Source organism: Rhodococcus sp. FH8 (assembly GCF_019266085.1).
GTDB lineage: Bacteria > Actinomycetota > Actinomycetes > Mycobacteriales > Mycobacteriaceae > Rhodococcus_F > Rhodococcus_F qingshengii.
In genome coordinates this window covers 970,818-993,718 of record NZ_LPNQ01000057.1, presented here as the reverse complement: position 1 = coordinate 993,718, position 22,901 = coordinate 970,818, and the positions used below count along the sequence as shown (strand labels likewise).

Below are 22,901 nucleotides of genomic sequence, written 5' to 3'. Positions count from 1 at the left end.
GTTGGGGCTGAGTGTGCAGGTGATTGACGTACAGGGGGATTCACGTGGAGTCGGAACTGACTTCGGCTTTCGGATTTGCAGTTCTGGCCGCCTTCTTGACCGGTAGTGGTGTCTTCCTGGTCGTTCTGACGGTTCTGCACGAGATTGCCCGGTGGAAGGGCCGCTTCGTATCGGTGTGGGTGACTTTCTTTGCCGCTCTGCTGATACTGCCCATCCTGTTCGGCGCGTTGATCGCAGGCTATTCCGCGTTCTCCGAGGTCGACGGGTCCGAGGCTCTGCTTCCGCCGGCGTTCTGGATCCTGATCGCGGCCGGGGGTGCACTCGGCGGTTACATCGGAGTCAAGGTCGGTGTGGTTCGAGGCTCGGCCCTCGATTACCGGTTGTAATCGGGATCGACTCGATCAAACTTCCAGAGAAGCGCAGGCGAAGCCTGGGTGAACATCCCGAAGCTCTCTTGAACGCCCGTTCAGGTGCGGGTTCACTCCTAGCGTGCACACGAATGCCTTCGATCGAATATCCAGACGTGGCCTGCTGCAGGGATCGGCGGCCCTCGCCGGCGCAGTAGGTCTCGGTGTCGCTTCGGCGAGCCACGCCGGTGCCGAGGTTCCGGGTGGCAGCCCGGGCTTCGCGCACGGCGTGGCATCCGGTGACCCGTTGCCGGATGCGGTGATCATCTGGACCCGCATCACCCCGACGGCAGACGCGACGCCCGGTTCCGGCGTCGGGCCGGCGGTGACTCTCAACTGGCAGGTCGCGACCGATGAGGGGTTCGCGAGCGTCGTTGCGTCCGGAAGTGTTGCTGCTTCGGCGGATTCCGATCACACCGCGAAGGTCGACGTCACCGGACTCGATTCGTCGACGACGTACTGGTACCGATTCACTGCGGGTTCGGCTGTTTCTCCGGTGGGCCGCACCCGTACGGCTCCGTCGAACTCGGCAGATCTCGATCGTCTCCGCTTCGGCGTGGTGTCCTGCTCCAATTGGGAGGCGGGGTATTTCGGTGCCTATCGTCACCTCGCATTCCGCGAAGACCTCGACGCGATCATCCACCTCGGTGACTACATCTACGAGTACGGGCAGGGGGAGTACGGCGCGAGAAACGGATCCGTTCGCCTTCACGAGCCGGCCCACGAGATCATTTCGCTGGCCGACTACCGAATTCGGCACGCGCAGTACAAGACAGACCCGGATCTGGCAGCTCTGCACCTGAAGCTCCCGTTCATCACCACGTGGGACGATCACGAATCGGCCGACAACGCGTACCGGGACGGCGCCGAAAACCACACTCCCGGTGTCGAAGGTGACTGGGCAGATCGAAAGGCCAACTCGGCCAAGGCATATTTCGAGTGGATGCCTGTCCGCCCGTCGGGTAGTGGTTCGAGCGTTCAGCTGTATCGTCGGTTCCGCTTCGGGAATCTGGCCGAGATCTCGATGCTCGATCTGCGTACTTACCGCGACGAGCAACCGACCATGAAGCAGGTCGACGATCCGTCGCGCACCATTACCGGACGCGCACAGATGGATTGGTTGACCAACGGAATCGTCACCTCCCCGACGCAGTGGAAGGTCGTCGGCAATCCGGTCATGATCACGCCCTGCGTGTTCCCGCCGCTGGAACCGGCGACCACCGCGGCGTTGACCGAACTGGTGGGTGTGCCGCAGGCCGGTGTCCCGTACAACACGGATCAGTGGGACGGGTACACCGCCGACCGCACCAGGCTTTTCGACGCGATCACCTCGAACGGTGTGGACAACACCGTCTTCATCACCGGTGACATCCACACGTCATGGGCCTGCGACCTACCGACCAACGCCGCCAACTATCCGGGTGGGCCGACCGTCGGCGCCGAGTTCGTCGTCCCGTCGGTGACGTCGCCCAATATCGACGACATGCTGAAAGTGCCACCGCGCACGGTAACCGTTGCGGCAGAAGAAGCATTCAAGGCCGTGAACCGCCACGTGCGGTACGTCGAACTGGATTCGCACGGCTACGGCGTATTCGAAATTGCCCGCGAAGGTACTCAGATGGACTGGTACTACGTCGACGATCTCACCAATCCGCAGAGCAATGCGCACTACGCCGTGAGCTACCGTCTGCCGGCAGGCGCGGGCAGTAGAGTCTCACCCACCTCGGCCGCCCTCGATCAGTCCTCGTACCGACCAGGAGTCGACCAGTGAGTATCGAAGTTTCGCGTCGTAGCGTTCTGATCGGTGGAAGTGTTGTCGCCGGAACGGCATTGCTCGGAACGCCCGCGCGCGCGAGCGTTCCCACCAACGCCGGAATCCCAGACCTGGACGTGCATGTCATAGTCGTCGACGGCATGCGGCCGGACGAGCTGCGATCGGAGCTCACCCCGACGCTCACCGGGCTTGCGGCCGGCGGTATCCACTACCCGGACGCCAGTGCCATCACGATCGCAGAGACGCTGCCGAACCACACGGCGATGATGACGGGAGTGCTGCCGGCGCGTTCGGGTGTACCCGCCAACTCCGTCTACGATCCGTCCATCGACAAGAAGCGGGACCTCGATCGGCCTTCCGACCTGCAGGCATCGACGGTTCTGGATCGGGTACGCACCGAACTCGGATTGACCACTGCGAGTGTGCTGTCGAAGCGCTACCTTCACGGGCTGTTCGGTGACCGCGCCTCACTGGTGTGGGATCCGCAGCCGCTCGTTCCCGGTACCGAGCATGCGCCGGACAACTTCACGATCGACGCCTTGATCCGTATCGTCGGCGGGAACTCGCCGCGGCTGTCATTCACCAACCTCGGTGACGTCGATCGGGTCGGGCACCTGGATCTGTCCGGTCCGTCCATCCGGATCGCTCGCACGGCTGCACTTCAGAACACCGACAACCAGGTTCGCCGCTTCGTCGACTTCCTTCATGACACGGGTCGCTGGAATCGGAGCATTCTGATCGTGTTGGCCGACCACTCGATGGACTGGTCGGAGCCCGCGCGGCTCATCGGCTTGGATCGACCGCTGAACGCGGACCCGTTGCTGGCAGGCAAGATTCGAATCGCCCAGAACGGTGGCGCAGACCTGATCTACTTCGTCGGACCCGATGGCGAACGGGCGGAAGCCGTCAGCCGGATTCAGCAGATCGTGGATGGTGTGGACGGCGTCGAATCCAGCCACCTCCCCGCCGAATTCGATCTCGGCACCAATGCCGGTGACGTCGTTGCGTTTTGCGCTCAGGGCTGGCGGTTCAGTGATCCGACTCCACTGTCCAACCCGATTCCCGGCAACCACGGCCACTTCGTGACACTGCCCATTCCGTTCTTCCTCAGCGGCGGACATCCCGCTCTGGACGGTGGACGGAAGATCGACACGCAGGCTCGCACGATCGACGTCGCGCCGACGGTTGCGGCTCTGCTCGGCCTCGGTGCACCTGCCGGCGGCTGGGACGGCGTCGCTCGCACGACGGGTGTGTCGCTGAACGTCTAACGAGGATCGCGACCGGTCAGGGCAATCAGCTTGTCCTGCAACGACGCATCGTCAGGAAGATCGACGGGAGCGGAGAACAGACCGCTCTCGGCGAGCATGTCGCGCTGCCCGTCGAGGTCGGACCAGACGGCCTCGACGAGGTCTGGATCGAGCCGCTCGTCTGCTCCGACCGCTCGCGCAAGGTCCCAGGTGTGGATCGTGACGTCCGAGGTCTGCTGGCGCAGATAGGGTTCCACCTTCACCGTGCCGTACGAGAGGTGAACGTGGGCACTGAGGTCCGTCGATTTCCACGCTTTGATTGCGGCATCGGAGTACTTCTGCCATTCGGTCCACAGGTCGTCCCCGACGGGAACGATGTCCGGTGTCGCCTCGCCGACCGTCAGTCCGGCCAGGAGCGGCGGTACCCACTGCTGCTCCTCGATGACGTGGCGGACGAGGTGTTCGACGTGCCAGTCGGAGTCGGGCGTGGGTGCGTTCCAGTCCTCGACCGCAGCGAGTCGTGAACCGAATTCGCGGTGGGCGGTGAGTACGAGTTCGAGCCAATCGAATGCCATCACTCGAGGGTAACCCGATCAGCGTGACGTTAATCGGTGCGTGAGGCTTCGATTCGGTGAAGACTGTCGGGGTTGTCGCTCAGTCGAATCGAGGAGTTTTCATGACCGTCCCCACCGTCACTCTGGCCGAAGGTCTCACTGTCAGCGCCCAGGGATACGGCGCGATGTCCGTCGCCCCGGTCTACGGCCCGGTGGATCCGGCCGAGGCGCTCGCCACGCTGCACCATGCGGTGGACATCGGGATCACATTCATCGACACCGCGAACGTGTACGGCGAGGGCTCGAGTGAGCGTGCGGTGGGAGAGCTTCTCAAAGACCGCCGGGACGAAGTGCAGTTGGCGACCAAGTTCGGTCTGGTCGGCAACATCGCCAACGGTCAGCGCGGGATCAACGGAGACCCGGCTTACGTGCCGCGGGCACTCGACGAGTCTCTGGGACGACTCGGCGTCGATCATGTCGACCTCTACTACTTGCACCGGGTCGACCCGAACGTGCCGATCGAAGACACCGTCGGCGCGATCGCGGAGCAGGTGAAGGCGGGCAAGGTCCGCAACATCGGACTGTCCGAGGCGACCGGTGACGAACTGCGTCGTGCGTACGGGGTACATCCGATCGTGGCGATCCAGTCGGAATGGAGCATCTGGAGCCGTGACGTCGAGAACAAGGTAGTACCCACCGCGGCGGAACTCGGAGTCGGGTTCGTGCCCTTTTCACCTGTGGGCCGAGGCTTCTTGGCGGGATCGTTCGATGCGGCGACGCTCGGTGACAACGACCTACGCCGACGCTTCCCCCGCTTCTCGGACTCCGCACTTCCCGCCAATCAGAAGGTTCTCGACGTGGTCCGCGCCGTCGGTGAGGAGCTCGGCGCGACGCCTGCACAGGTTTCCCTGGCATGGCTCGATGCCAAGGGCCGCCAGTACGGGTTGCCTTCCGTTTCGATTCCCGGCACTCGGTTCGCTGCACGAGTCACCGAAAACGCCGGAGCGTTGGACATCGTTTTGAGCGAAGACCAGATCGCTCGCCTCGACTCCCTCGCCGCGATCACCGAAGGCTTCCGTTCGGCCGATCTGAATTGGGTGTCTCAGGGCCGCGAATAATCATGTCCTGAGCCTTGCGAAAGACAGGAGTAACATACAGACCCGATGAAAAAAGTGTGGTTGGTCTGGGGTGTCGGTGTTTTTGCCTACGTGATCGCCGTGCTTCACCGCACTTCGTTCGGCGTCTCGGGTCTGTCTGCTGCTGATCGGTTCTCGATCTCGCCCAGCGTTCTGTCGAGCTTCGTCGTGCTGCAGATCGTCGTGTACGCCGGCATGCAGATTCCGGCGGGAGTCCTCCTCGACCGCTACGGTTCGCGGATCATGATCGCAGTCGGTGCGTTCATCATGATGTCCGCGCAGTTGGCTCTCGCCTTCACCGAATCGCTGCCCGTCGCGATCGGTGCACGTATTGCCGTCGGTGCCGGGGATGCACTCACCTTCATCTCGGTGTTGCGGTTGGTACCGCAGTGGTTCCCGCCCCGGCAGGTGCCGTTGGTCTCGCAGTTCACGGGCATCCTCGGTCAGCTGGGCCAGGTGATGTCTGCGCTTCCGTTCATGTTGCTGTTGTCCGGACCGGGCTGGACTTTTGCCTACGGCAGCGCTGCCGCTGTCGGACTGTTGGCGTTTGCGCTGGCGTTGAGTGTCATCCGCGACGCGCCTCCCGGTGCCGACGTGGTCGCCGTGCCGGCCGGCGCCAAGGAGATCGGGCGACAGATCAAGACGGTGTGGATGCGGCCCGGCACCCGACTCGGGTTCTTCAGCCACATGGGGACTCAGTTCTCGATCACGACGTTCGCGCTGCTGTGGGGTGTGCCGTACCTGAAATCGGCTCAAGGCCTCGACTCCACGACGGTCGGCTCGCTGCTGACGCTGTCAGTCATCTCGGCAATCGTGGCCGGCCCGATCCTCGGTATTCTCACCGGTCGCTATCCCATGCGTCGATCGTGGTTGGTTCTCACCATCATGGTGGCCAGCGCGCTCATGTGGACGATCGTGCTTTCACGAAGCGAACCGTCTCCGCTCTGGTTGTTGACGATCCTGGTGGTCGTCATCTCGGTGGGTGGGCCGGGTTCGGTGATCGGCTTCGACTACGCGCGTACGTCCAACCCGAGTTCGGCGATGGGCACCGCGCAAGGCATGGTCAACATCGGGGGATTCCTCGCTTCCCTCATCGTGATTCAAGTGATGGGCGTCATCCTCGGACACATGGGCGGGTACACGTTCGACGGATTCCGTGTCGCCTGGATGGTGCAATATCCGGTTTGGATTCTCGGTATCGTCGGTGTGCTCGTCACCCGAGGCAAAGCCCGGCGAGCCCTCGCAGCAGAAGGCGTACACGTACGGCCGATTCGCGAAGTCATTCGTCGCAACAAATAACTCGATCGCATCGGGTAATTCATCCCCTGCGGGTGAGGTTCCCAAGCGTCCGAGCCACCAGGCTTGATGGATGAACGACGCAATGAACATCGGACCGGTCGAGCTCGTGGTGCTGGCATTCCCAGGTTCAACTGTGGATCCTGAAGCTGTCGCCGCGCTGCAGAACGTGGTGGAACGAGGTTTTGTCACTCTGCTCGACCTCGTGTACATCGCCAAGGACGCGGACGGACAGGTGTCGCAGATCGATGTCGACGAAGATCTCACCGACATCGGCCTGGCGATTCTGTCCATCGAAGCCAAGGCATTGATCAGTGACGAGGACCTGGACGTGGTCCGTGAGTCACTCGAACCAGGAACGTCCGCCGCAGTCATCGTCTACGAGCAGACGTGGGCGCGTGAGCTCGCGTCGACGGTTCGCGGTGGCGGCGGCGACGTAGTCCTTCACGTTCAGATACCGCGCGAGGTAGTCGTCGCAGCGGTCGAAGCAGCATTTCAGTAGCGACAATTACCCAAGGAGTTCGGCATGGTTTTTCGAGGTGGACGCAGAGGGCGGCCGGGGTTGCTCGGCACGGTGGCGCGCACGGCGGTAGTGGCTGGAACCGCAAAGGCGACGTCCAACGCCATGGATCGACGGAGTCAACGAAAGGCCAGCGAGCAGCAGCAGGAATATCAGCAGGAGTACCAGCAGCAACAGCCGCCGCCGCAGCAGCAGGTCGCCCCCGTGCAGTCCGTTCCCCCTTCAGGCGCGGACGATCTGGTCTCCAAGCTGCAGGAGTTGGGACAGCTTCATCAGTCCGGCGTGTTGACCGATGCCGAGTTCGCGGCGGCAAAGGCGCAGTTGCTGAGCTAGCCCTGCTGTTCTCTTCAATTGCGGCAATGCGCATTGCCGCAATTCGGCGTGAAAGGCTGACTTATGATCGACCCACGTGCGGCATCGGCCGCAATCGAAGCCGCGAACGCCCGAGTCGCCGAGACTCTACCGTTCTCCGACGACGCCGACTTCACCGAGGCGAAGCGGGGTTTCGTCGCCGCGCTCGATCCGGGGCTGGTTGCCGATTCGGACGGGAAAGTCTTGTGGAACAACGATTCCTACGCCTTCCTTGACGAGGACTGCCCGCCAACGGTCAATCCGAGCTTGTGGCGTCAGTCGAAGTTGGTCGCCAAGCAGGGACTCTTTGCGGTGACGGATTCGATCTATCAGATTCGCGGACTTGATCTGTCGAACATGACGTTGATCGAGGGAGATACCGGAATCATCGTCATCGATCCACTGATCTCCCGGGAAACCGCTGCTGCCGGGCTCGCGTTGTACCGGGAACACCGTGGTGATCGACCAGTAGTCGCGGTGATCTACACGCATTCGCACATCGACCACTTCGGCGGGGTCAAAGGTGTGACCACCGACGACGACGTCGCCGCCGGGCGATGCGTGATCGTCGCACCCACCGGGCTCGTGGAGCACGCGGTCGAGGAAAACGTCTATGCGGGAACGGCAATGGCTCGACGTGCGGCCTACATGTACGGAGCGGCCTTACCCCGAGGTCCCCGAGGTAGCGTCGGAGCCGGGTTGGGGCAGACCACCTCAACCGGCACACCGACGCTCATTTCGCCGACGGTGTCGATCTCGAAGACAGGTCACACGGAGACGATCGACGGCGTTCGGATCGAATTCCAGATGACGCCCGGAACCGAGGCCCCGTCCGAGATGAACTTCTACTTCCCGGATTTGCGCGCACTGTGTATGGCGGAGAACGCAACTCATACTCTCCACAACCTGCTCACGCTTCGCGGTGCCCTGGTACGAGATCCTCACGTCTGGTCTGCGTACCTGACGGAATCGATCAATCGTTACGCCTCACGATCCGACGTTCTATTTGCGTCCCACCACTGGCCGACGTGGGGGACCGAACGGCTCACCGAGTTCCTGTCATTGCAGCGCGACCTCTACGGGTACCTTCACGATCAGACACTTCGTCGAATCAATCAGGGGTGGACCGGTCTCGAGATCGCCGAATCGATCGAGCTGCCAACTGCATTGGCGCAAGCGTGGCACACGCACGGGTACTACGGTTCCGTCAGTCACAACGTCAAAGCCATCTACCAGCGATACATGGGTTGGTTCGACGGTAACCCTGCGCATCTGTGGGAGCATCCACCCGTCGAATCGGCCAAGCGTCACGTGGAGTTCATGGGCGGATCAGCAGAATTGTTACGGAAAGCTCGGGAATCGTACGAGCGCGGCGACTTTCGCTGGGTTGCGCAGGTGGTGAACTACGTGGTCTTCGCTGAACCGGACAACGTCGAGGCCAAGAATCTGCAGGCCGATACCTTCGAGCAACTCGGGTACGGCGCCGAGAACGGCACCTGGCGGAACTTCTACCTCACCGGTGCATACGAACTGCGCAACGGCTCAGTGGGGACGCCCACGGTTGCCGCGGCGCCCGACATCACCGCAGCGCTGTCGGTAAGTCAAGTCTTCGATGCAGTATCGCTGCGCGTGGATGGAGTGCGCGCAGCGGGCTCGCACATCGTCGTCGATTGGAACATCACTGACGAAAACATCGTTCACCGAACGGAACTCAGCAACGGAGTTCTGATCCATTTCGACGTGGAAGGTGAGTCTGCAGATGCTGGGTCTGTGGATGCGATGTTCAGTTTGAGTCGGCGCGACTTACTCGGTGTGCTGCTCGGTGGTGTGGACTTGGGTGCCGAGATTGCGAATGGAACCATCTCGGTTTCCGGCGACCCGGCGAAGCTCGCAGAACTTGCCGGATACCTCGACGAGCCGGATCCGAACTTTGCGATAGTCACTCCGACCTAGCGCTGTATCAGTCGTGAACGAGCCTGTACTTCAACAGGTCTCGAGTCGCGCACCTTTTTGAAGTTGTCCGTTTTGTCTATGGTTCTCGAAAGTATGTTCGATTAAACTTTCGGCATGGATAGTCGGGGAGCGTGGCAGCTGGATGGTGAGGACCTCAAGAGTGAGGTTCTGGATCTGGTGCGTGTCCGGCACGAGTTGCAGTCGCGGTTGGTGTTGTTGATCGTGGAGATGTTTTCCCGTGAGGTTCTCGGTGGGAAGGGTTTTCGGGCGATCGCGCTGTGGTTGCATGGTTCGACGAATTTGGAGATCGGTGAGTGCAGTCTGCTGGTCGGGTTGGCGCGGTTGTTGATGCTCGAACCTGTTGTGGCGGATGCGTTTCATCGTGGTGACGTGGATGCGTTGAAAGCCCGTCAGGTGGCGTCGTTTTGTCAGCATCCACCCAAGAACATGACGCCGGCGGATGTGGACAAGGCCCGCGGGATCCTGCTTGGCCTGGCGTCGCAGAACATCGCTGATTGTGATGCGGTGCGGGCGGCGATCCGGCGGATCGAGAAGCAGTACGGAAAACGCGAGGACGGCGTTCCGGTGGGTGAGGATTCGGAGCGTAACGAGTTCTACGCCTCGAAAGGCTTGTACGGGCGGGTCACTGTGAAGGGTGATCTGGATGCTGTGAACGGGGCACGTCTGATCACGTTGTTGTCGAGTCTGTCTGCGCCGACGCCGGAGAAGGACGGCGTGAAGGACACGCGTACTCCGGCATTACGGCGTGCGGATGGGTTTTGTGAGTTGTTGCGCCGGTACGAGCGGGCGGGGTTGGGTCCGATCGAGGGCGGAGTGAAACCACACATGACGGTCACCGCCAGCGCAAAAGACATGACCGACCTCAAGGCGTTGAAAGACCTCCTGCCGTCCACCGAGGAACTGGGTTTCGCGTGGACGGATTGGGTGGGCCCCATCAGTATCGATACCGCGCGGATGTTGGCGTGCGACTGCACCGTGACGCGGATTTTGTTGGACGAGAATGGTGTTCCGCTCGACTGCGGCAAGGAAGCGAGAACGGCGACGGTTCCGCAGCGGCGGGCGTTGGCGGTTCGTGATGGTGGTTGCGCGTTTCCGGGGTGCGGGACACCGTCGGGGTGGTGCGATGCCCATCATATTGTTCACTGGAACGATGGTGGCCCAACGGATCTCGACAACCTGATCTTGTTGTGCGGCCATCACCACCGGACACTGCACCACACCGAATGGCGGGTGGAGATCGGCCCGGATCGGAAAACGGTGTTCTATCCACCGATGTCGATCGATCCGTATCAACAGCCGATCGGCGGGAACAGCCCACCCACAGCGGCGTGAACCGCGACAACTGAAGACGTGAGCACCGGGGCACAACCATGCCCCGGTGCTTGCTCAATCCAGTATCTACTCAAGACAGCGTGATGTCGGCAATCAGGCCGTGGTGATCGGATCCCTCGATCTCGATCCGTTCCAAGGATGTCGCCACGGCGCCTTTCGTGATGATGTGGTCGATACCGACCACCGCCGGATACCGCTTGTCGGTCGGATAGGTCGGGATCAGGCCGGAACCCAATTGGTCGGCGGCGCTGGTATATCCGTTCGTGAGAAGATTCCGGAACTGTTTGTTCGAGTACGACGCGTTGAAGTCGCCGCTCACTATCACGTTGTCCCGCCCGGCGACTTTGTCCATGTAAGACCCAAGCCTTCGCTGCTCGTCCGCCCACACCGAAGGCGGTGAGATGTACGCCGGTGCCGGATGCACGGCGAACAATGTGACTGGCTGCGCCAAGCCGACATTCAGTTCTGCGGACAGCGTTTCGGGTGAGAATCCGTCGAGGCTACGCGGATTGGAGAGTGGAAAGCGACTGTAGATTCCTGCCCCGCCACCACCGTCGGTGTACGGGACGAGGAATCGGTGGCTCAGAACCTCGTCAAGCCCGGCGGCTTTGAGCGCGTCGGCTTCCTGGTACGTCAACTCCTGGACCGTCACCACGTCGACCTCGCGTTCGCGGACCATCGCCACAAGCGACTCCGGATCCGCTGCACCGACCATCAAGTTGGCCTGCATGATTCGAATCGATGGACCGTTCGCAGACGTCGACTCCCCAGTTCCGCCGATGTACAGCGGGCTCACAGACCATCCGAACAACCCAAGGACGAGGATCGAGGCGGCGCACACGATCCACTGACGCCCGATACCCGAGACGACGGCACCGATCAGCGGAGCAATCATCAACAAGGGCGCCACTGACGCCAGAACGATCACGATGTTGTGATCGACGTCCAACTGAGTTGCGATCAAGGCAACCAAACCAGTCACGATGCCGGCCACACCGGCCACGGCCGAAAGGCGGCGAAGAACCAGTCGACGAGGGGTCACGGCATCGGGTTGCATGACGTCCATGGAAGCAGAAGAGCGTCATAGCTCCGGGAAACTGCAGGTGGAGTCGGTGCGCCCTATTGTTGCGGATACGGAAGGTGGCTGCTGCTGTTCTCACTGACGGAGATCGAGCGGCCGAGTTGGGGGAAGGCGCGTTGAGAGCACGCTGGCCTGTCACAGACTTTGCACCCCGCGCCGATCGGCACGATGGTCGCGGGGTCGTCCGTCTGAATTCCGTGTGAGTAGACCATGCGATCGGCGTAGCCGATGTCGCAACCGAGTCCGACGGCGAAGTTGCGCTCGGGTGCGAGGTACCCGAGTCCGCCGCTGTGGGTAGTGCGCGCCACCCAGAGGTATGTCCGGCCGTCGGGCATCTTCGCGACCTGAGTGAGGATGCGACCTGGGCTCGCGAATGCCTCGTGGATGACCCACAGCGGGCAGCTGCCTCCGACTCTGGAGAAGTGAAAGGCGGTAGCAGACTGACGCTTCGAGATGTTTCCGGCGCGATCGGTTCGGACGAAGAAGAAAGGGATGCCGCGTTGGCCGTGTCGTTGGAGAGTGGACAACCGGTGGCAGACTGTCTCGAAGCCGACCTCGAACTTGAGGCTGAGCAGGTCGATGTCGTACCGCAAGGCCTCAGCGGATTGCAGGAATTGGGTGTACGGGAGTAGCAGTGCGCCGGCAAAGTAGTGTGCGAGTCCGACGCGAGCCAGCGCTGCGGACTCGGCGCTCAATGATTCATCCTCGGCGACAAGGGAATCGATCACGTCGGCCTGCGTGAAGAAGGCCAACTGCATTGCGATCTGGAACGCGCGTTGTCCTGCCGACAGACGACGGGCGAGTGTGAGGACCGACTTGTTCGGATCGTAGTAACGCTTGGGGCCGAGCTTGTCGGGTTCGTCGGTACGGATCGTCACGGTGACGCCGTGCTGATCGCGAAGTAGTCGTGCCAGTTGCAAATCCACTGCGCCCACGGACAATCCGTTGTCCAGAAACATCTGCTCGGCAGCGTCGTCCAGAACGGCGATGTGATTCTTTCGGTCGTAGAAGAAGTCCCGAACTTCCTCGTAGGGCATCGGTACGAGTGACACATCGGACGCTGGTTCGCCGGACAACTGCGTCGAGAACTGGTCCAACTGCTCTGTCGCGGCGTGAAGGCGGCGGTGCAACATCACGAGGGTGCGTCCGACCGCCGGCATGCGGGCCACCAATTCGTCCACCTCGGCCAGAGATACGTCTCCAGATTCCGAAGTTTCGGCCAAGGCGTGATGAACGTCCGCAACCAGGCGTGCGTCGGAATCGGAGGCGAAGAATTGCACGTCGAGATCGAACTCGGCGTTGAGCTTGAGAAGGACGGGCACCGTCAGCGGTCGTTGATCGTTCTCCAGTTGATTGACATAGCTGGGGGAGAGTTCGAGTGCCTTCGCCAGTGCGGACTGTGACAGGTTTCGTTCCTCCCGCAGCCGTCGCAGCCGCGCTCCCGCGTACATCTTCTTCATCGAATCTCCTCGGTGCCGATCGCGTTCACCCTACCGAGAAGCTATTCGCAACATTCGCAACATTGCAGCATTGTCATTGCACAAATAGGCAATTGCGAGGGCCTATCCCGAGGTGAATGAGCTGCGTAGCGTGCAAATAGATACCGAAGAACGTGAGAAGAGGACCGATGAAGACGCATCTCGTACGCACTCACCGCTCTGCCGAAGAGTTCCCCAAGGAAGACCACCTCGCGTGGAAGATCGCGGAAGTTGCGACGGATTCCGTCGACGTCACCGACGCCACATCCGACATGATCGTCAACCGGATCATCGACAACGCGGCAGTTGCCGCAGCTTCCCTGGTGCGCCGTCCCGTGGTGAATGCGCGGGCGCAAGCACAGTCGCATCCGTATACGCCGGGCTCCACCGTGTTCGGTATCCCCGGTACGTTCTCGCCTGAATGGGCCGCCTGGGCCAACGGTGTCGCGGTTCGTGAACTCGATTTCCACGACACGTTCCTCGCCGCCGAGTACTCGCACCCCGGAGACAACATCCCGCCGATCCTCGCCGTCGCTCAGCACACCAGCCGTGACGGTCGAGACCTGATTCGTGGTCTGGCGACCGGCTACGAGATCCAGATCGACCTGGTTCGGGCTATCTGCCTGCACGAGCACAAGATCGACCACGTCGCACACCTCGGCCCCTCGGCTGCGGCAGGTATCGGAACTTTGCTGGGCCTGGGCACCGAGACGGTCTACCAGGCAATCGGCCAGGCGCTGCACCTCACGACGGCGACACGTCAGTCCCGCAAGGGCGAGATATCCAGTTGGAAGGCGTACGCGCCTGCGCTGGCAGGCAAGGTTGCCGTAGAGGCGGTCGACCGCGCGATGCGCGGTGAGGGCGCACCGTCACCGATCTGGGAAGGCGAAGACGGCGTCATCGCCTGGCTACTCGGTGGCCCGGACAAGGAGTACCACGTTCCGCTGCCCGGTTCGGGTGAGGCGAAGCGCGCCATCCTCGACTCGTACACCAAAGAACACTCCGCGGAGTACCAGAGCCAGGCGCCGATCGACCTCGCTCGCCGAATGCGTTCTCGTGTCGGTGATCTCGACCAGATCGCCTCGATCGTCCTGCATACCAGCCACCACACCCACGTCGTCATCGGCACCGGTTCCGGCGATCCGCAGAAGTTCGACCCGACCGCCTCGCGTGAAACCCTCGACCACTCGGTGATGTACATCTTTGCCGTTGCGCTACAGGACGGTACGTGGCACCACGAACATTCCTACGCGTCCGAGCGTGCACAGCGCGCGGACACGATCGAGCTGTGGAACAAGATCTCCACGCGCGAAGATCCCGAATGGACACGCCGTTACCACTCGACGGATCCGGACGAGAAGGCTTTCGGTGCTCGCGCCGAGATCACCTTGAAGAGCGGCGAAGTCATCGTCGACGAGCTTGCGGTGGCCGATGCGCACCCGCTCGGCGCACGTCCGTTCGCTCGCGATCAGTACGTCGCGAAATTCCGCACCCTCGCCGAGGGCGTCATCGAGCCGAGCGAACAGGACCGCTTCCTCGATGCGGCTCAGCGCACCGCCGAATTGAAGGCAGGCGAACTCGATCAGCTGACCTTCACCGTTTCCGAAGACGTTCTCGCTCGGGCTCCCAAGGTCGCCAAGGGACTTTTCTGATGTCGGGCCTCATCGCAGCAGCGACGTCTGCAGCCGACAAGCGGATTGCCTTCCGGGCGGGGCTGACGTCCGGAAAGATTCAACGACTCCCGGGTGCAATCAATCCGCTGACAGCCAGACTGATTCAGGAAATCGGGTTCGAGGGTGTCTACGTTTCAGGTGGTGCGTACTCCGCCGGATTGGCGCTTCCCGACATCGGACTGACCACCTTGACCGAGGTCGCCGGCCACAGCAAGCAGATCGCGCGCGTCACGGACCTCCCGACGCTCGTCGACGCCGACACCGGTTTCGGTGAACCTATGAGCGCGGCCCGCACGGTCACGATCTTCGAGGACGACGGAATAGCCGGTCTGCACCTCGAGGATCAGATCAACCCCAAACGCTGCGGGCACCTCGACGGCAAAGCAATTGTGCCCACCGAAGACATGGTTCGCCGTGTTCGTGCTGCAGTGTCGGCGCGTCGTGACCCGAACTTCGTCATCTGCGCGCGCACCGATGCTGCCGGAATCGACGGTATCGACGCGGCGATCGAGCGAGCAAAGGCCTATGTGGATGCCGGTGCCGATCTGATCTTCACCGAAGCTCTTGCCACCGAGGCCGACTTCGAGAAGTTCCGCGCAGCGGTCGACACTCCGCTCCTCGCCAACATGACCGAGTTCGGGAAGTCGAATCTCATTTCGGCGAAGACGTTGGAAGAGATCGGTTTCAACGCCGTCATCTACCCCGTGACCACCCTTCGGCTGGCGATGTTCGCTATCGAAAAGGGTCTGCGCGAGATTTTTGCGGAGGGCACGCAAGAAGGACTGCTCGGCGAAATGCAGCATCGCAGCAGGTTGTACGAGATTCTCGAGTACGAGCGCTACAACGAATTCGACAGTGGCATTTTCAATTTCAGCTTGGAGGGGAGTAGGACATGACCGAACAGATTCCGACGATCTACAAGGGCTTGGCCGGAGTTGTCGTCGATACGACGGCTATCTCCAAGGTAGTGCCCGAGACGAATTCGTTGACGTATCGCGGTTACGCAGTGCAGGACCTTGCCGCGAACTGCAGCTTCGAAGAAGTTGCGCACCTGCTCTGGTACGGCGAACTGCCGACTCCCGAGCAGCTCGAATTACTCTGCCTGCGTGAGCGTGCGGCCCGTCGTGCCGACCGCTCACTGCTCTCACTCCTGACCAAGATGCCGGACAACTGCCACCCGATGGACGTGGTCCGGACGGCGATCAGCTACCTCGGCGCCGAGGATCCGGCGGAGGACGACAACTCGGAGAAGGCCAATCTGGCCAAGGCGCTGCGGATGACGGCTGTGCTGCCGACCATCGTCGCAGCCGATTTCCGCCGCCGGCGCGGTCAGGATCCCATCGCGCCGCAGTCGGACCTGGGTTTCGCCGAAAACTTCTTGAACATGTGTTTCGGTGCTGTTCCGGAGTCGGCGATCGTGAAGGCCTTCGAGGTCTCGCTGATCCTGTACGCGGAGCACTCCTTCAACGCCTCGACGTTCGCCGCTCGTGTTGTGACGTCCACACTTTCGGACATCTACAGCGCAGTGACCGCTGCTATCGGCACGCTCAAGGGCCCGTTGCACGGCGGTGCAAACGAAGCTGTCATGCACGACATGCTCGAGATCGACGACCCCGACCGCGCCGAAGCCTGGATGTCGGAGAAGTTGGCTGCCAAGGAGAAGGTCATGGGCTTCGGGCACCGCGTCTACAAGAACGGTGATTCGCGTGTTCCGACCATGAAGCAGGCCCTCCTCGACGTCGCGGCAGCGACCGACGGCGAGAAGTGGGTGCAGATGTACGAGATCCTCGAGAAGACCATGGTCAGTGCCACCGGAATCAAGCCGAATCTCGATTTCCCCACGGGCCCTGCATATTTCCTCATGGGCTTCGACGTCGAGATGTTCACGCCGATCTTCGTGATGAGCCGCATCACCGGATGGACGGCGCACATCATCGAGCAGGGGCAGTCGAATGCACTGATCAGGCCGCTGAGCCAGTATTCGGGCGTGCCACAGCGCACAGTCGTGGCATGACACTTTTTGCTGTCGTGGCATGACACCCCTTTGATACTGCGTCGGCGAGGTTCGGTTCTGGCATCACCGTCTCCTGGCCTCGTCGACGCTTCTCCGTTCGCACTATCTGCAACTTTGCATCGAGAATTCGCAAAGATATTCAAGTGCAATGTGTTTCGACTTTTCTCTACCGGAAATAACGTGAGTGTCATGACTGAAACGCACGAAGAAATCTTGATCATCCGTCGTGGCGAGACCCTCGACGTCGTGTTCAACCGGCCGGAAAAGCGCAACGCATTGACCCCGCAGATGTACGACGCCATTGCCGGAGCCTGCCGGCGCGCCGACTCCGACCGCGAGATTCGGTTACTCACTCTCCGAGGTGCTGGGGGAGAGGCGTTCTCGGCGGGCTCCGACATTGGCCACTTTCAAACCTTCTCGAGCTTTCAGGACGGGCTCGACTACGAAAGCCGGTTCGTCGGCGTACTGACCGAACTCGAGAAAGTGAGGGTTCCCACCCTCGCGGTCATCGACGGTGTGTGCGCGGGAGCAGGGCTGTTGCTGTCGGCAGCGTGCGATGTGCGGATCGCGACGCAGGGGTCACGCTTCTGCCTACCGATCGCGCGCACACTCGGAAACTCGTTGTCGATCCATTCCGTGGCGTTGCTGGCGGACAGGATCGGCAGTTCGCGTCTGATGTCGTTGATCGCTCGGGCTGGGGTGATGTCGAGTGGCGAGGCTCTGCGGAGCGGCTTCCTCAGCGACTGTGCAACAGAGTCCGAGTTCGCGACCCTGACTGCCCAGGTATCTCGCGATCTACTTGCCGCCGCCCCGATGACCGTCTGGACTATTCGGGAGTCCCTGCGACGCATCAGAACCCGAGTGATTGCCGACAACGATGATCTGATGAGCATGATCTACAGCAGTGACGACTTCAAAGCCGGCGTCGACGGTTTCCTTCGCGGGGAACGACCGGTGTGGGCCGGCGTGTAGTTCGGCGGTAGAACCACAGGCTTGCGTTGGAGCGCGCTCTAACCCCTAGCGTTGCCGACCATGACAACAAAGACCTGGATCATCACTGGAGTTTCTCAGGGTTTCGGCCGTGAACTCGCACTGTCTGCACTTCGATCGGGGGACGCGGTAGTCGCTGCAGTTCGTCGTCCCGAGTCCGTTGCAGATATTGCGTCGGCGAATCCGGATCGGTTCTCGGCGGTGACGTTCGACGTCAGAGATACCGCAGCGGCTCCGGGCGTCGTCGAATATGCGCTCGAGCGTTTTGGTCGCATCGACGTGCTGGTCAACAATGCCGGTCGTGGGATGGTCGGCGCGGCGGAGATGGTGGACGATTCGACCTTGCGGGATCTCATGGAACTGCACCTGATCGGACCCGCCGCGTTGGTGCGCGCCGTCCTCCCGTCGATGCGAGTGCAGGGCAGCGGGACGATCGTGCAGATGAGCAGTCAAGGCGGCCGTATGTCGTTTCCCGGCGTCGGGGCGTACTCGGCGTCGAAGTTCGCTCTCGAAGGTTGGTCGGAGGCTCTCGCCGGTGAGGTCGCGCAGTTCGGCGTTCGGGTGATGATCGTCGAGCCCAGCCGATTCCGTACAGCATTCAACACGCCTGGCGTTCTGAGCTTCGCCGAATCATCATCGGAATACCGTGATTTGCTGGATCCCGTTCTGCGGGACATGGCGGCCGCAGACGGTGTTCAGGAGGGTGATCCGGAGAAAGCAGCAGAGATCATCACCTCGCTTGTGCACAGCGAGAATGTGCCACTTCGTCTGCCACTCGGAAAGGAAGCCGTGGAGCGTGTCTCCGCGTCGTATCGGAAGAATCTCGCCGAGGTATGCGTCTGGGCCGACCTGGCTCGCAGTGCAGACTTCGCGGATGCTGCCGGCCCTGTCCGCCCGTTCTAGGCTGAGAGTCATGGCTACGGAAGACTTGATGCGTAAGGCACTCGAGGCACTTGGGGAAGTGGACGGGCCAATGTCGATCGAGGTGATTCACCGACTCGTCGATGCAGGGGACGTTCAGGAGCCGATGTCGATCGCCGAAGTCTCGGACCTGCTGGATGTCTCGGCACATACGCTGCGCTACTACGAGAAGATCGGTCTGGTCGAGGTCGATCGTGACTCGAGCGGACATCGTGTGTACGGTCCGGAATCTGTTCGCAGGCTGGTGTTTCTGACCCGCATGCGTATTTCAGGTATGGCGATTCGCGACCTGCAGCACTACGTCGAACTGGTCGACGCCGGTGAAGGGACAGTTCCGGAGAGGCTCGACATGCTGCTCGAGCACCGGGACACCGTTCGTCGGCAGATCAAGGAGCTCACGTTGTCTTTGGCTGCGACGGAGTACAAGATTGCGACGTACGGCGGGCGGACCGGAGAGCAGGAGTAACCCCGATTACTTGCCCGGCATTCGATTCAGCCCGCTTTCCATGGATACTGCCAGTCGCTCGAGTGCGGCAAGGACCTTCCCCCGGTCCCGGCCGAGTTGGGTGAACAATTCACCGTGAGCGGCGAGTTCGCGAGGAAAGACGTCGTCGACGACAGCGTTTCCCTGGACCGTCATCGTGATCAGTGCAGATCGCCTGTCTTCGGGATTGCTTGTGCGGGAGACGAATCCTCGCTTCTCGAGTCGCGCGAGTGCCTTGCTGACCCCGGCCCGAGACATACCGAGGCGTTCGGCGAGACGAATCGCGGTGACCGGTTCCTCGGCGTATCGAAGTGGCACAAGCAGTTCCACTTCCGACACGGTGAGATCCGCGGTTTGGTATACCGGTTCGACTGCTAGTTCGAGAAGCGCCGTAATCCGTTTGAGTTGCGCGACTACTTCCATGGGCGAGGTGTCGAGGTCGGGATTGTTTTCGGCCCAGAGGTTGCAGGTACGGGAGCGGAGTGTTGGTTCGTTCACGATTCCTCAACTTTGTTAACCGGTAAACAAATTTGCTAGATTGCCAGAATAGCCCACCGTCTCGGGTGGGACGATCTGCGGACTGGGGGAGCACATGAGGTTCGACGTGGTGATTGTCGGTGGCGGTGCGGCGGGGTTGAGTGCCGCGCTTGTTCTGGCTCGTGCTCGGCGGCGAGTGATGATCGTCGATGCAGGTAACCCGCGCAATGGTGTCTCCGAGCACCTGCACGGGTACCTGACGCGGGATGGTGAGAGTCCTACGCAATTACTTGCGGCCGGCCGCAAGGAGGTTCTCGAGTACGGCAGCGAAATGACGACTGGCACCGCAATCCGAATCGACCGCACGGACGACGGTGGGTTTCTTGTGCAAACCGACGCGACTGCGTCGCTGGAGGCACGGACTGTTCTGGTTGCTACTGGGTTACGTGACGAGCTGCCGAACATCGCTGGGCTGCAAGATCGCTGGGGCGTCGACGTTCTGCATTGTCCCTACTGTCACGGGTACGAGGTTCGAGATTCCCCGATCGGTGTGCTCGGTGGTGGCAATAGGCCGTTCACCATTCATCAGGCGTCGTTGGTGCGTCAATGGTCGGAGGATGTCGTCTTCTTTCCCAACCGTATCGAGCTGACGGGAGCCGAACGGGAGCGGCTGATTGCCAGGGGGATTCGCATTGTCGAAGGCGATGTGGCTGGCGTGTCGGTTGGCGATGGTAGATTGGACGGCGTCGAACTTGCCTCCGGTCAGGTAATTCCGCGAAGCGTAGTGTTTGTCGGCCCACGGTTTGTTCCGCGAGGCGATCTGTTGACTGACCTGGGGTGTGAAGCCGACGAAAATGGTTGGGTGGTAACTGATCCTGCAGGCAGCACAAGTGTGCCTGGAGCCTGGGCCGCGGGGAATGTGTCGGATTCTCCGGCGCAGTTGATCACCGCCGCCGCTGCCGGATCAAAGGCTGCGATTGCACTGAATCACTATCTGCTCGAGCAGGATATCGTGCGAGCGGTTGCGATCGCAGCCGAACTTCAGCCGAGTGAAACCGGAAGCAACCCTCGCGGGGTCTCTTGAGCGATCTGGTTCAGCGCAGACTCCAACGTCGGAAATTGATACTGGAAGCCGCTGTCCGCGAGCACCCCTGGTGAAACCCAGCGACTCTTCGTTACCAGTTCAGCCTCGGTGCGGATGATTCGTGCGCCGAACTCGAGCATCCAGCCCGGCGTCGGAAACCCATATTGTCGGCCAAGTTTCGCTCGTACCATCCGCATCATGTCGGTGTTGGTTACCGGATACGGGGATGCGATATTGACCGGGCCTGAGATCTCCGGATTCTCGTAGACGTGGATGATCGCGCGAATGACGTCGGCGATGTGAATCCAGCTGAACATCTGTCGGCCGTCGCCCATTCGTCCGCCGAAGCCCATTCGGGCGAGGTTGACGAACGGATTGATCGCCCCACCGCCGGCTCCGAGGACGATCGACATCCGAAGTGCCACTTTGCGAACAGGCGTTGGGGCTGAGAACAATTCGTGTTCCCACGCTCGCGCGACCGCTACGGAGAATCCCTTACCCAGCTCTCCGTTCTTCTCGTCCATCGGTCGATCTCGTGCGTCTCGGTAGATCGTGCCGGTACTGGCATTCGCCCAGAGTGAGGGTGGCTGCGGCGTGCGGGTCAGCGCACGACCCAACAGTGCAGTCGTTTCCACTCGGGAGGAGAAGATGTCGTCGGCATTGCGCTTGTTGTAGCGGCAGCTCACGGAGCGGCCGGCGAGGTTGACGAGCAGATCCGTGCCGCTGAGTACATCGGCGACGCCGTGCTCGTCGGACCACGTGGCATCGCTCGTTCCTCCCCGGCCGATCGTCCGAACGTCGACCCCGTTGGATTCGAGCGTTCGAAGAAGGTGTTGGCCTACGTAACCCGACGCACCACAGACAACAACGGTCTTCATGGTTTTGTGTTCCCCTCTGCAGAAGCGACTTTTGTCATCAGGGCGGCGACATCGCCGACCAGACCTCGTGCCACTGGCAGCCGGGCGAGGGTGAGCGCTTTCGCGATGATCGGTACCAGGCCGTCGACGAGGGATCGGGTACGAGTTTGCCCCGGAGACGCGTCGGTGACCCAGTGCAGCGTCACGCCCAGATAGCTGAGCCACAAGAGCGTGGGGAGCTGGGTCTCCAATGACGCCGGCGTCTTCTGCTTCGACGCCGCCAGTGCTTCACGCATCAGATCGACGGCCATCGATCTCGCATCGGTCGACTCGGCCGAGAACGGGCTGGACTGTGATGTGGTGGGCAGGGCAACGTGCAGAAACGTGCTGCCGAAGCCGTGATAGGGCCCCATGACATCGAGTCCGGTGTGCAGAACAATCCTGAGATTTTCTGTCAGTGACCCACCTTCGCGAAGGAGTGGAAGCGCCCGCGCGCGGTGATCGCGTTGGATGACGAGATACAGCTCGTGAACCAGTTCGTCTTTACTGGCGAAGTAGTAGTAGGCGTTCCCGAGCGAGACCTCTGCCTCATTTGCGATCTTGCGCATGGTCGTCGCTGCGAAGCCTTCGTCGCGGAAGAGCCGCAATGCTGTTTCCACCAGCTTTTCCCTGGTCTCGATCCCGCGACTACTCATCGACACTCCTTCTTTGAACATGTTCAAGTGCAGCGTACGCCCCAAAGTTGAACACGTTCAAGACTTGATCTGTTGCGAGCGAGATAATAAGCGCGCATACTAAATCCATGATTGAGATTGTGAGCGGTTCGCCAGGTGGTCGGCGATGAACGCATGGTTGGGAGTTGTGTCCGCCGAACATGTGCGTCGCGCAGTGGATCTCGGTATCGCACAGATCGGGCACGGAAAGAGAGCCGGATTGGCACGGATGAAAGCAGGTGACGTGCTGGTCTACTATTCGCCGGTCGAGTCCATTGGTGATCGAGATCCGTTGCGCGAGTTCACAGCTCTCGGTGTGATCGAAGAGGGTGAGATCTGGCAGGCGGACGAGGGGTGCTTCAAGCCGTTTCGGCGTCGAGTGCGATACGAGCAGTTCACGCCCGTTCCACTCGGCGATGTGCGGAGTCGATTGGCGCTGACCTCGGCACCGAATTGGGGGTATCAACTCCGGCGTGGCTTGATTCCGTTGGATGACAACGACGTCGAGGTTCTGCGTTCGACGACGAGCTGACACACT

At 61.4% G+C, this 22,901-nt stretch carries 23 protein-coding genes; 17 read left to right on the top strand and 6 right to left on the bottom strand.

The window, feature by feature from the left end; translation table 11 throughout:
- Window positions 1-44: 44 nt before the first annotated feature.
- From ATN38_RS07420 to ATN38_RS07410, 3 genes are all read left to right on the top strand, one after another.
- The gene (locus ATN38_RS07420; RefSeq protein ID WP_003940142.1) at window positions 45-386 is read left to right on the top strand and encodes a hypothetical protein; all 342 of its coding nucleotides are present in this window, start codon (window positions 45-47) and stop codon (window positions 384-386) included.
- A gap of 103 nt (window positions 387-489) precedes the next feature.
- A complete protein-coding gene (locus tag ATN38_RS07415) occupies window positions 490-2,178 on the top strand; it encodes an alkaline phosphatase (protein WP_218747769.1) in 1,689 nt (562 codons plus the stop codon).
- Window positions 2,175-3,449, top strand: a complete 1,275-nt coding sequence (locus tag ATN38_RS07410; RefSeq protein WP_064114152.1) for an alkaline phosphatase family protein — start codon at window positions 2,175-2,177, stop codon at window positions 3,447-3,449. The genes ATN38_RS07415 and ATN38_RS07410 overlap by 4 nt, the downstream gene beginning before the upstream one ends.
- Here ATN38_RS07410 and ATN38_RS07405 read toward each other — a convergent pair.
- Window positions 3,446-4,003 carry a TIGR03086 family metal-binding protein gene (locus ATN38_RS07405; RefSeq protein WP_020970773.1) on the bottom strand — a complete coding sequence of 186 codons (558 nt, stop codon included), beginning with the start codon at window positions 4,001-4,003 and terminating at the stop codon, window positions 3,446-3,448. The two genes, ATN38_RS07410 and ATN38_RS07405, sit on opposite strands and share 4 nt — an antisense overlap.
- Before the next feature lie 101 nt (window positions 4,004-4,104).
- On the opposite strand from ATN38_RS07405, the gene ATN38_RS07400 reads away from it, so the two are divergent.
- The 6 genes from ATN38_RS07400 to ATN38_RS07375 all read left to right on the top strand — a co-directional run bounded on the left by ATN38_RS07400 (window position 4,105) and on the right by ATN38_RS07375 (window position 10,591).
- Window positions 4,105-5,100, top strand: a complete 996-nt coding sequence (locus ATN38_RS07400) for an aldo/keto reductase (protein WP_218747768.1) — start codon at window positions 4,105-4,107, stop codon at window positions 5,098-5,100.
- A 45-nt stretch (window positions 5,101-5,145) separates the two neighbouring features.
- The gene (locus ATN38_RS07395; protein WP_007732605.1) at window positions 5,146-6,417 is read left to right on the top strand and encodes a nitrate/nitrite transporter; all 1,272 of its coding nucleotides are present in this window, start codon (window positions 5,146-5,148) and stop codon (window positions 6,415-6,417) included.
- Window positions 6,418-6,487: 70 nt separating this feature from the next.
- Window positions 6,488-6,916, top strand: a complete 429-nt coding sequence (locus ATN38_RS07390; RefSeq protein WP_007732604.1) for a DUF6325 family protein — start codon at window positions 6,488-6,490, stop codon at window positions 6,914-6,916.
- 24 nt (window positions 6,917-6,940) lie between these two features.
- Window positions 6,941-7,267, top strand: a complete 327-nt coding sequence (locus ATN38_RS07385; protein WP_003939954.1) for an SHOCT domain-containing protein — start codon at window positions 6,941-6,943, stop codon at window positions 7,265-7,267.
- 63 nt (window positions 7,268-7,330) lie between these two features.
- The gene (locus tag ATN38_RS07380) at window positions 7,331-9,238 is read left to right on the top strand and encodes an alkyl/aryl-sulfatase (protein ID WP_218747767.1); all 1,908 of its coding nucleotides are present in this window, start codon (window positions 7,331-7,333) and stop codon (window positions 9,236-9,238) included.
- A gap of 114 nt (window positions 9,239-9,352) precedes the next feature.
- Window positions 9,353-10,591, top strand: coding sequence for an HNH endonuclease signature motif containing protein (locus tag ATN38_RS07375; protein WP_218747766.1), 1,239 nt, complete (start codon window positions 9,353-9,355; stop codon window positions 10,589-10,591).
- 70 nt (window positions 10,592-10,661) lie between these two features.
- On the opposite strand, the gene ATN38_RS07370 is transcribed toward ATN38_RS07375, so the two are convergent.
- Window positions 10,662-11,657: an endonuclease/exonuclease/phosphatase family protein gene (locus ATN38_RS07370; RefSeq protein ID WP_218747765.1), complete on the bottom strand. Its 996-nt coding sequence runs from the start codon at window positions 11,655-11,657 to the stop codon at window positions 10,662-10,664.
- A gap of 53 nt (window positions 11,658-11,710) precedes the next feature.
- Complete coding sequence (locus tag ATN38_RS07365; protein WP_003939891.1) at window positions 11,711-13,132, bottom strand: short-chain fatty acyl-CoA regulator family protein; 1,422 nt, start codon at window positions 13,130-13,132, stop codon at window positions 11,711-11,713.
- A 167-nt stretch (window positions 13,133-13,299) separates the two neighbouring features.
- Here ATN38_RS07365 and prpD point away from each other — a divergent pair, with 167 nt between their 5' ends.
- The 6 genes from prpD to ATN38_RS07335 all read left to right on the top strand — a co-directional run bounded on the left by prpD (window position 13,300) and on the right by ATN38_RS07335 (window position 19,214).
- On the top strand, window positions 13,300-14,802 hold the full coding sequence (gene prpD, locus ATN38_RS07360; protein ID WP_007732586.1) for a 2-methylcitrate dehydratase PrpD: 1,503 nt from the start codon (window positions 13,300-13,302) through the stop codon (window positions 14,800-14,802).
- Window positions 14,802-15,719: a methylisocitrate lyase gene (gene prpB / locus ATN38_RS07355; protein ID WP_042448311.1), complete on the top strand. Its 918-nt coding sequence runs from the start codon at window positions 14,802-14,804 to the stop codon at window positions 15,717-15,719. Before prpD ends, prpB begins: the two co-directional genes overlap by 1 nt.
- Complete coding sequence (locus ATN38_RS07350; protein WP_047269777.1) at window positions 15,716-16,837, top strand: bifunctional 2-methylcitrate synthase/citrate synthase; 1,122 nt, start codon at window positions 15,716-15,718, stop codon at window positions 16,835-16,837. Before prpB ends, ATN38_RS07350 begins: the two co-directional genes overlap by 4 nt.
- A gap of 189 nt (window positions 16,838-17,026) precedes the next feature.
- Window positions 17,027-17,809 carry an enoyl-CoA hydratase gene (locus ATN38_RS07345; RefSeq protein ID WP_081558419.1) on the top strand — a complete coding sequence of 261 codons (783 nt, stop codon included), beginning with the start codon at window positions 17,027-17,029 and terminating at the stop codon, window positions 17,807-17,809.
- 60 nt (window positions 17,810-17,869) lie between these two features.
- Window positions 17,870-18,730: an SDR family NAD(P)-dependent oxidoreductase gene (locus tag ATN38_RS07340; protein ID WP_042925046.1), complete on the top strand. Its 861-nt coding sequence runs from the start codon at window positions 17,870-17,872 to the stop codon at window positions 18,728-18,730.
- A 10-nt stretch (window positions 18,731-18,740) separates the two neighbouring features.
- Entirely contained in the window at window positions 18,741-19,214 is a 474-nt protein-coding gene (locus ATN38_RS07335) for a MerR family transcriptional regulator (protein ID WP_030538051.1), read from the top strand.
- Window positions 19,215-19,220: 6 nt separating this feature from the next.
- Here the strand turns inward: ATN38_RS07335 and ATN38_RS07330 are convergent, their stop codons facing one another.
- Window positions 19,221-19,730, bottom strand: coding sequence for a MarR family winged helix-turn-helix transcriptional regulator (locus ATN38_RS07330; protein WP_058037691.1), 510 nt, complete (start codon window positions 19,728-19,730; stop codon window positions 19,221-19,223).
- A 94-nt stretch (window positions 19,731-19,824) separates the two neighbouring features.
- Between ATN38_RS07330 and ATN38_RS07325 the strand changes: the two genes are divergently transcribed.
- Window positions 19,825-20,793 (top strand): NAD(P)/FAD-dependent oxidoreductase, encoded by a 969-nt coding sequence (locus ATN38_RS07325; RefSeq protein ID WP_116057880.1) that lies wholly within the window; start codon window positions 19,825-19,827, stop codon window positions 20,791-20,793.
- On the opposite strand, the gene ATN38_RS07320 is transcribed toward ATN38_RS07325, so the two are convergent.
- Together ATN38_RS07320 and ATN38_RS07315 are read right to left on the bottom strand one after the other, a co-directional pair.
- Window positions 20,751-21,671, bottom strand: coding sequence for a TIGR01777 family oxidoreductase (locus tag ATN38_RS07320; protein ID WP_050656413.1), 921 nt, complete (start codon window positions 21,669-21,671; stop codon window positions 20,751-20,753). The two genes, ATN38_RS07325 and ATN38_RS07320, sit on opposite strands and share 43 nt — an antisense overlap.
- Window positions 21,668-22,345 (bottom strand): TetR family transcriptional regulator, encoded by a 678-nt coding sequence (locus ATN38_RS07315; RefSeq protein ID WP_116058275.1) that lies wholly within the window; start codon window positions 22,343-22,345, stop codon window positions 21,668-21,670. The genes ATN38_RS07320 and ATN38_RS07315 overlap by 4 nt, the downstream gene beginning before the upstream one ends.
- A gap of 145 nt (window positions 22,346-22,490) precedes the next feature.
- Here ATN38_RS07315 and ATN38_RS07310 point away from each other — a divergent pair, with 145 nt between their 5' ends.
- Window positions 22,491-22,895 (top strand): EVE domain-containing protein, encoded by a 405-nt coding sequence (locus ATN38_RS07310; protein WP_050656414.1) that lies wholly within the window; start codon window positions 22,491-22,493, stop codon window positions 22,893-22,895.
- Window positions 22,896-22,901: the final 6 nt, after the last annotated feature.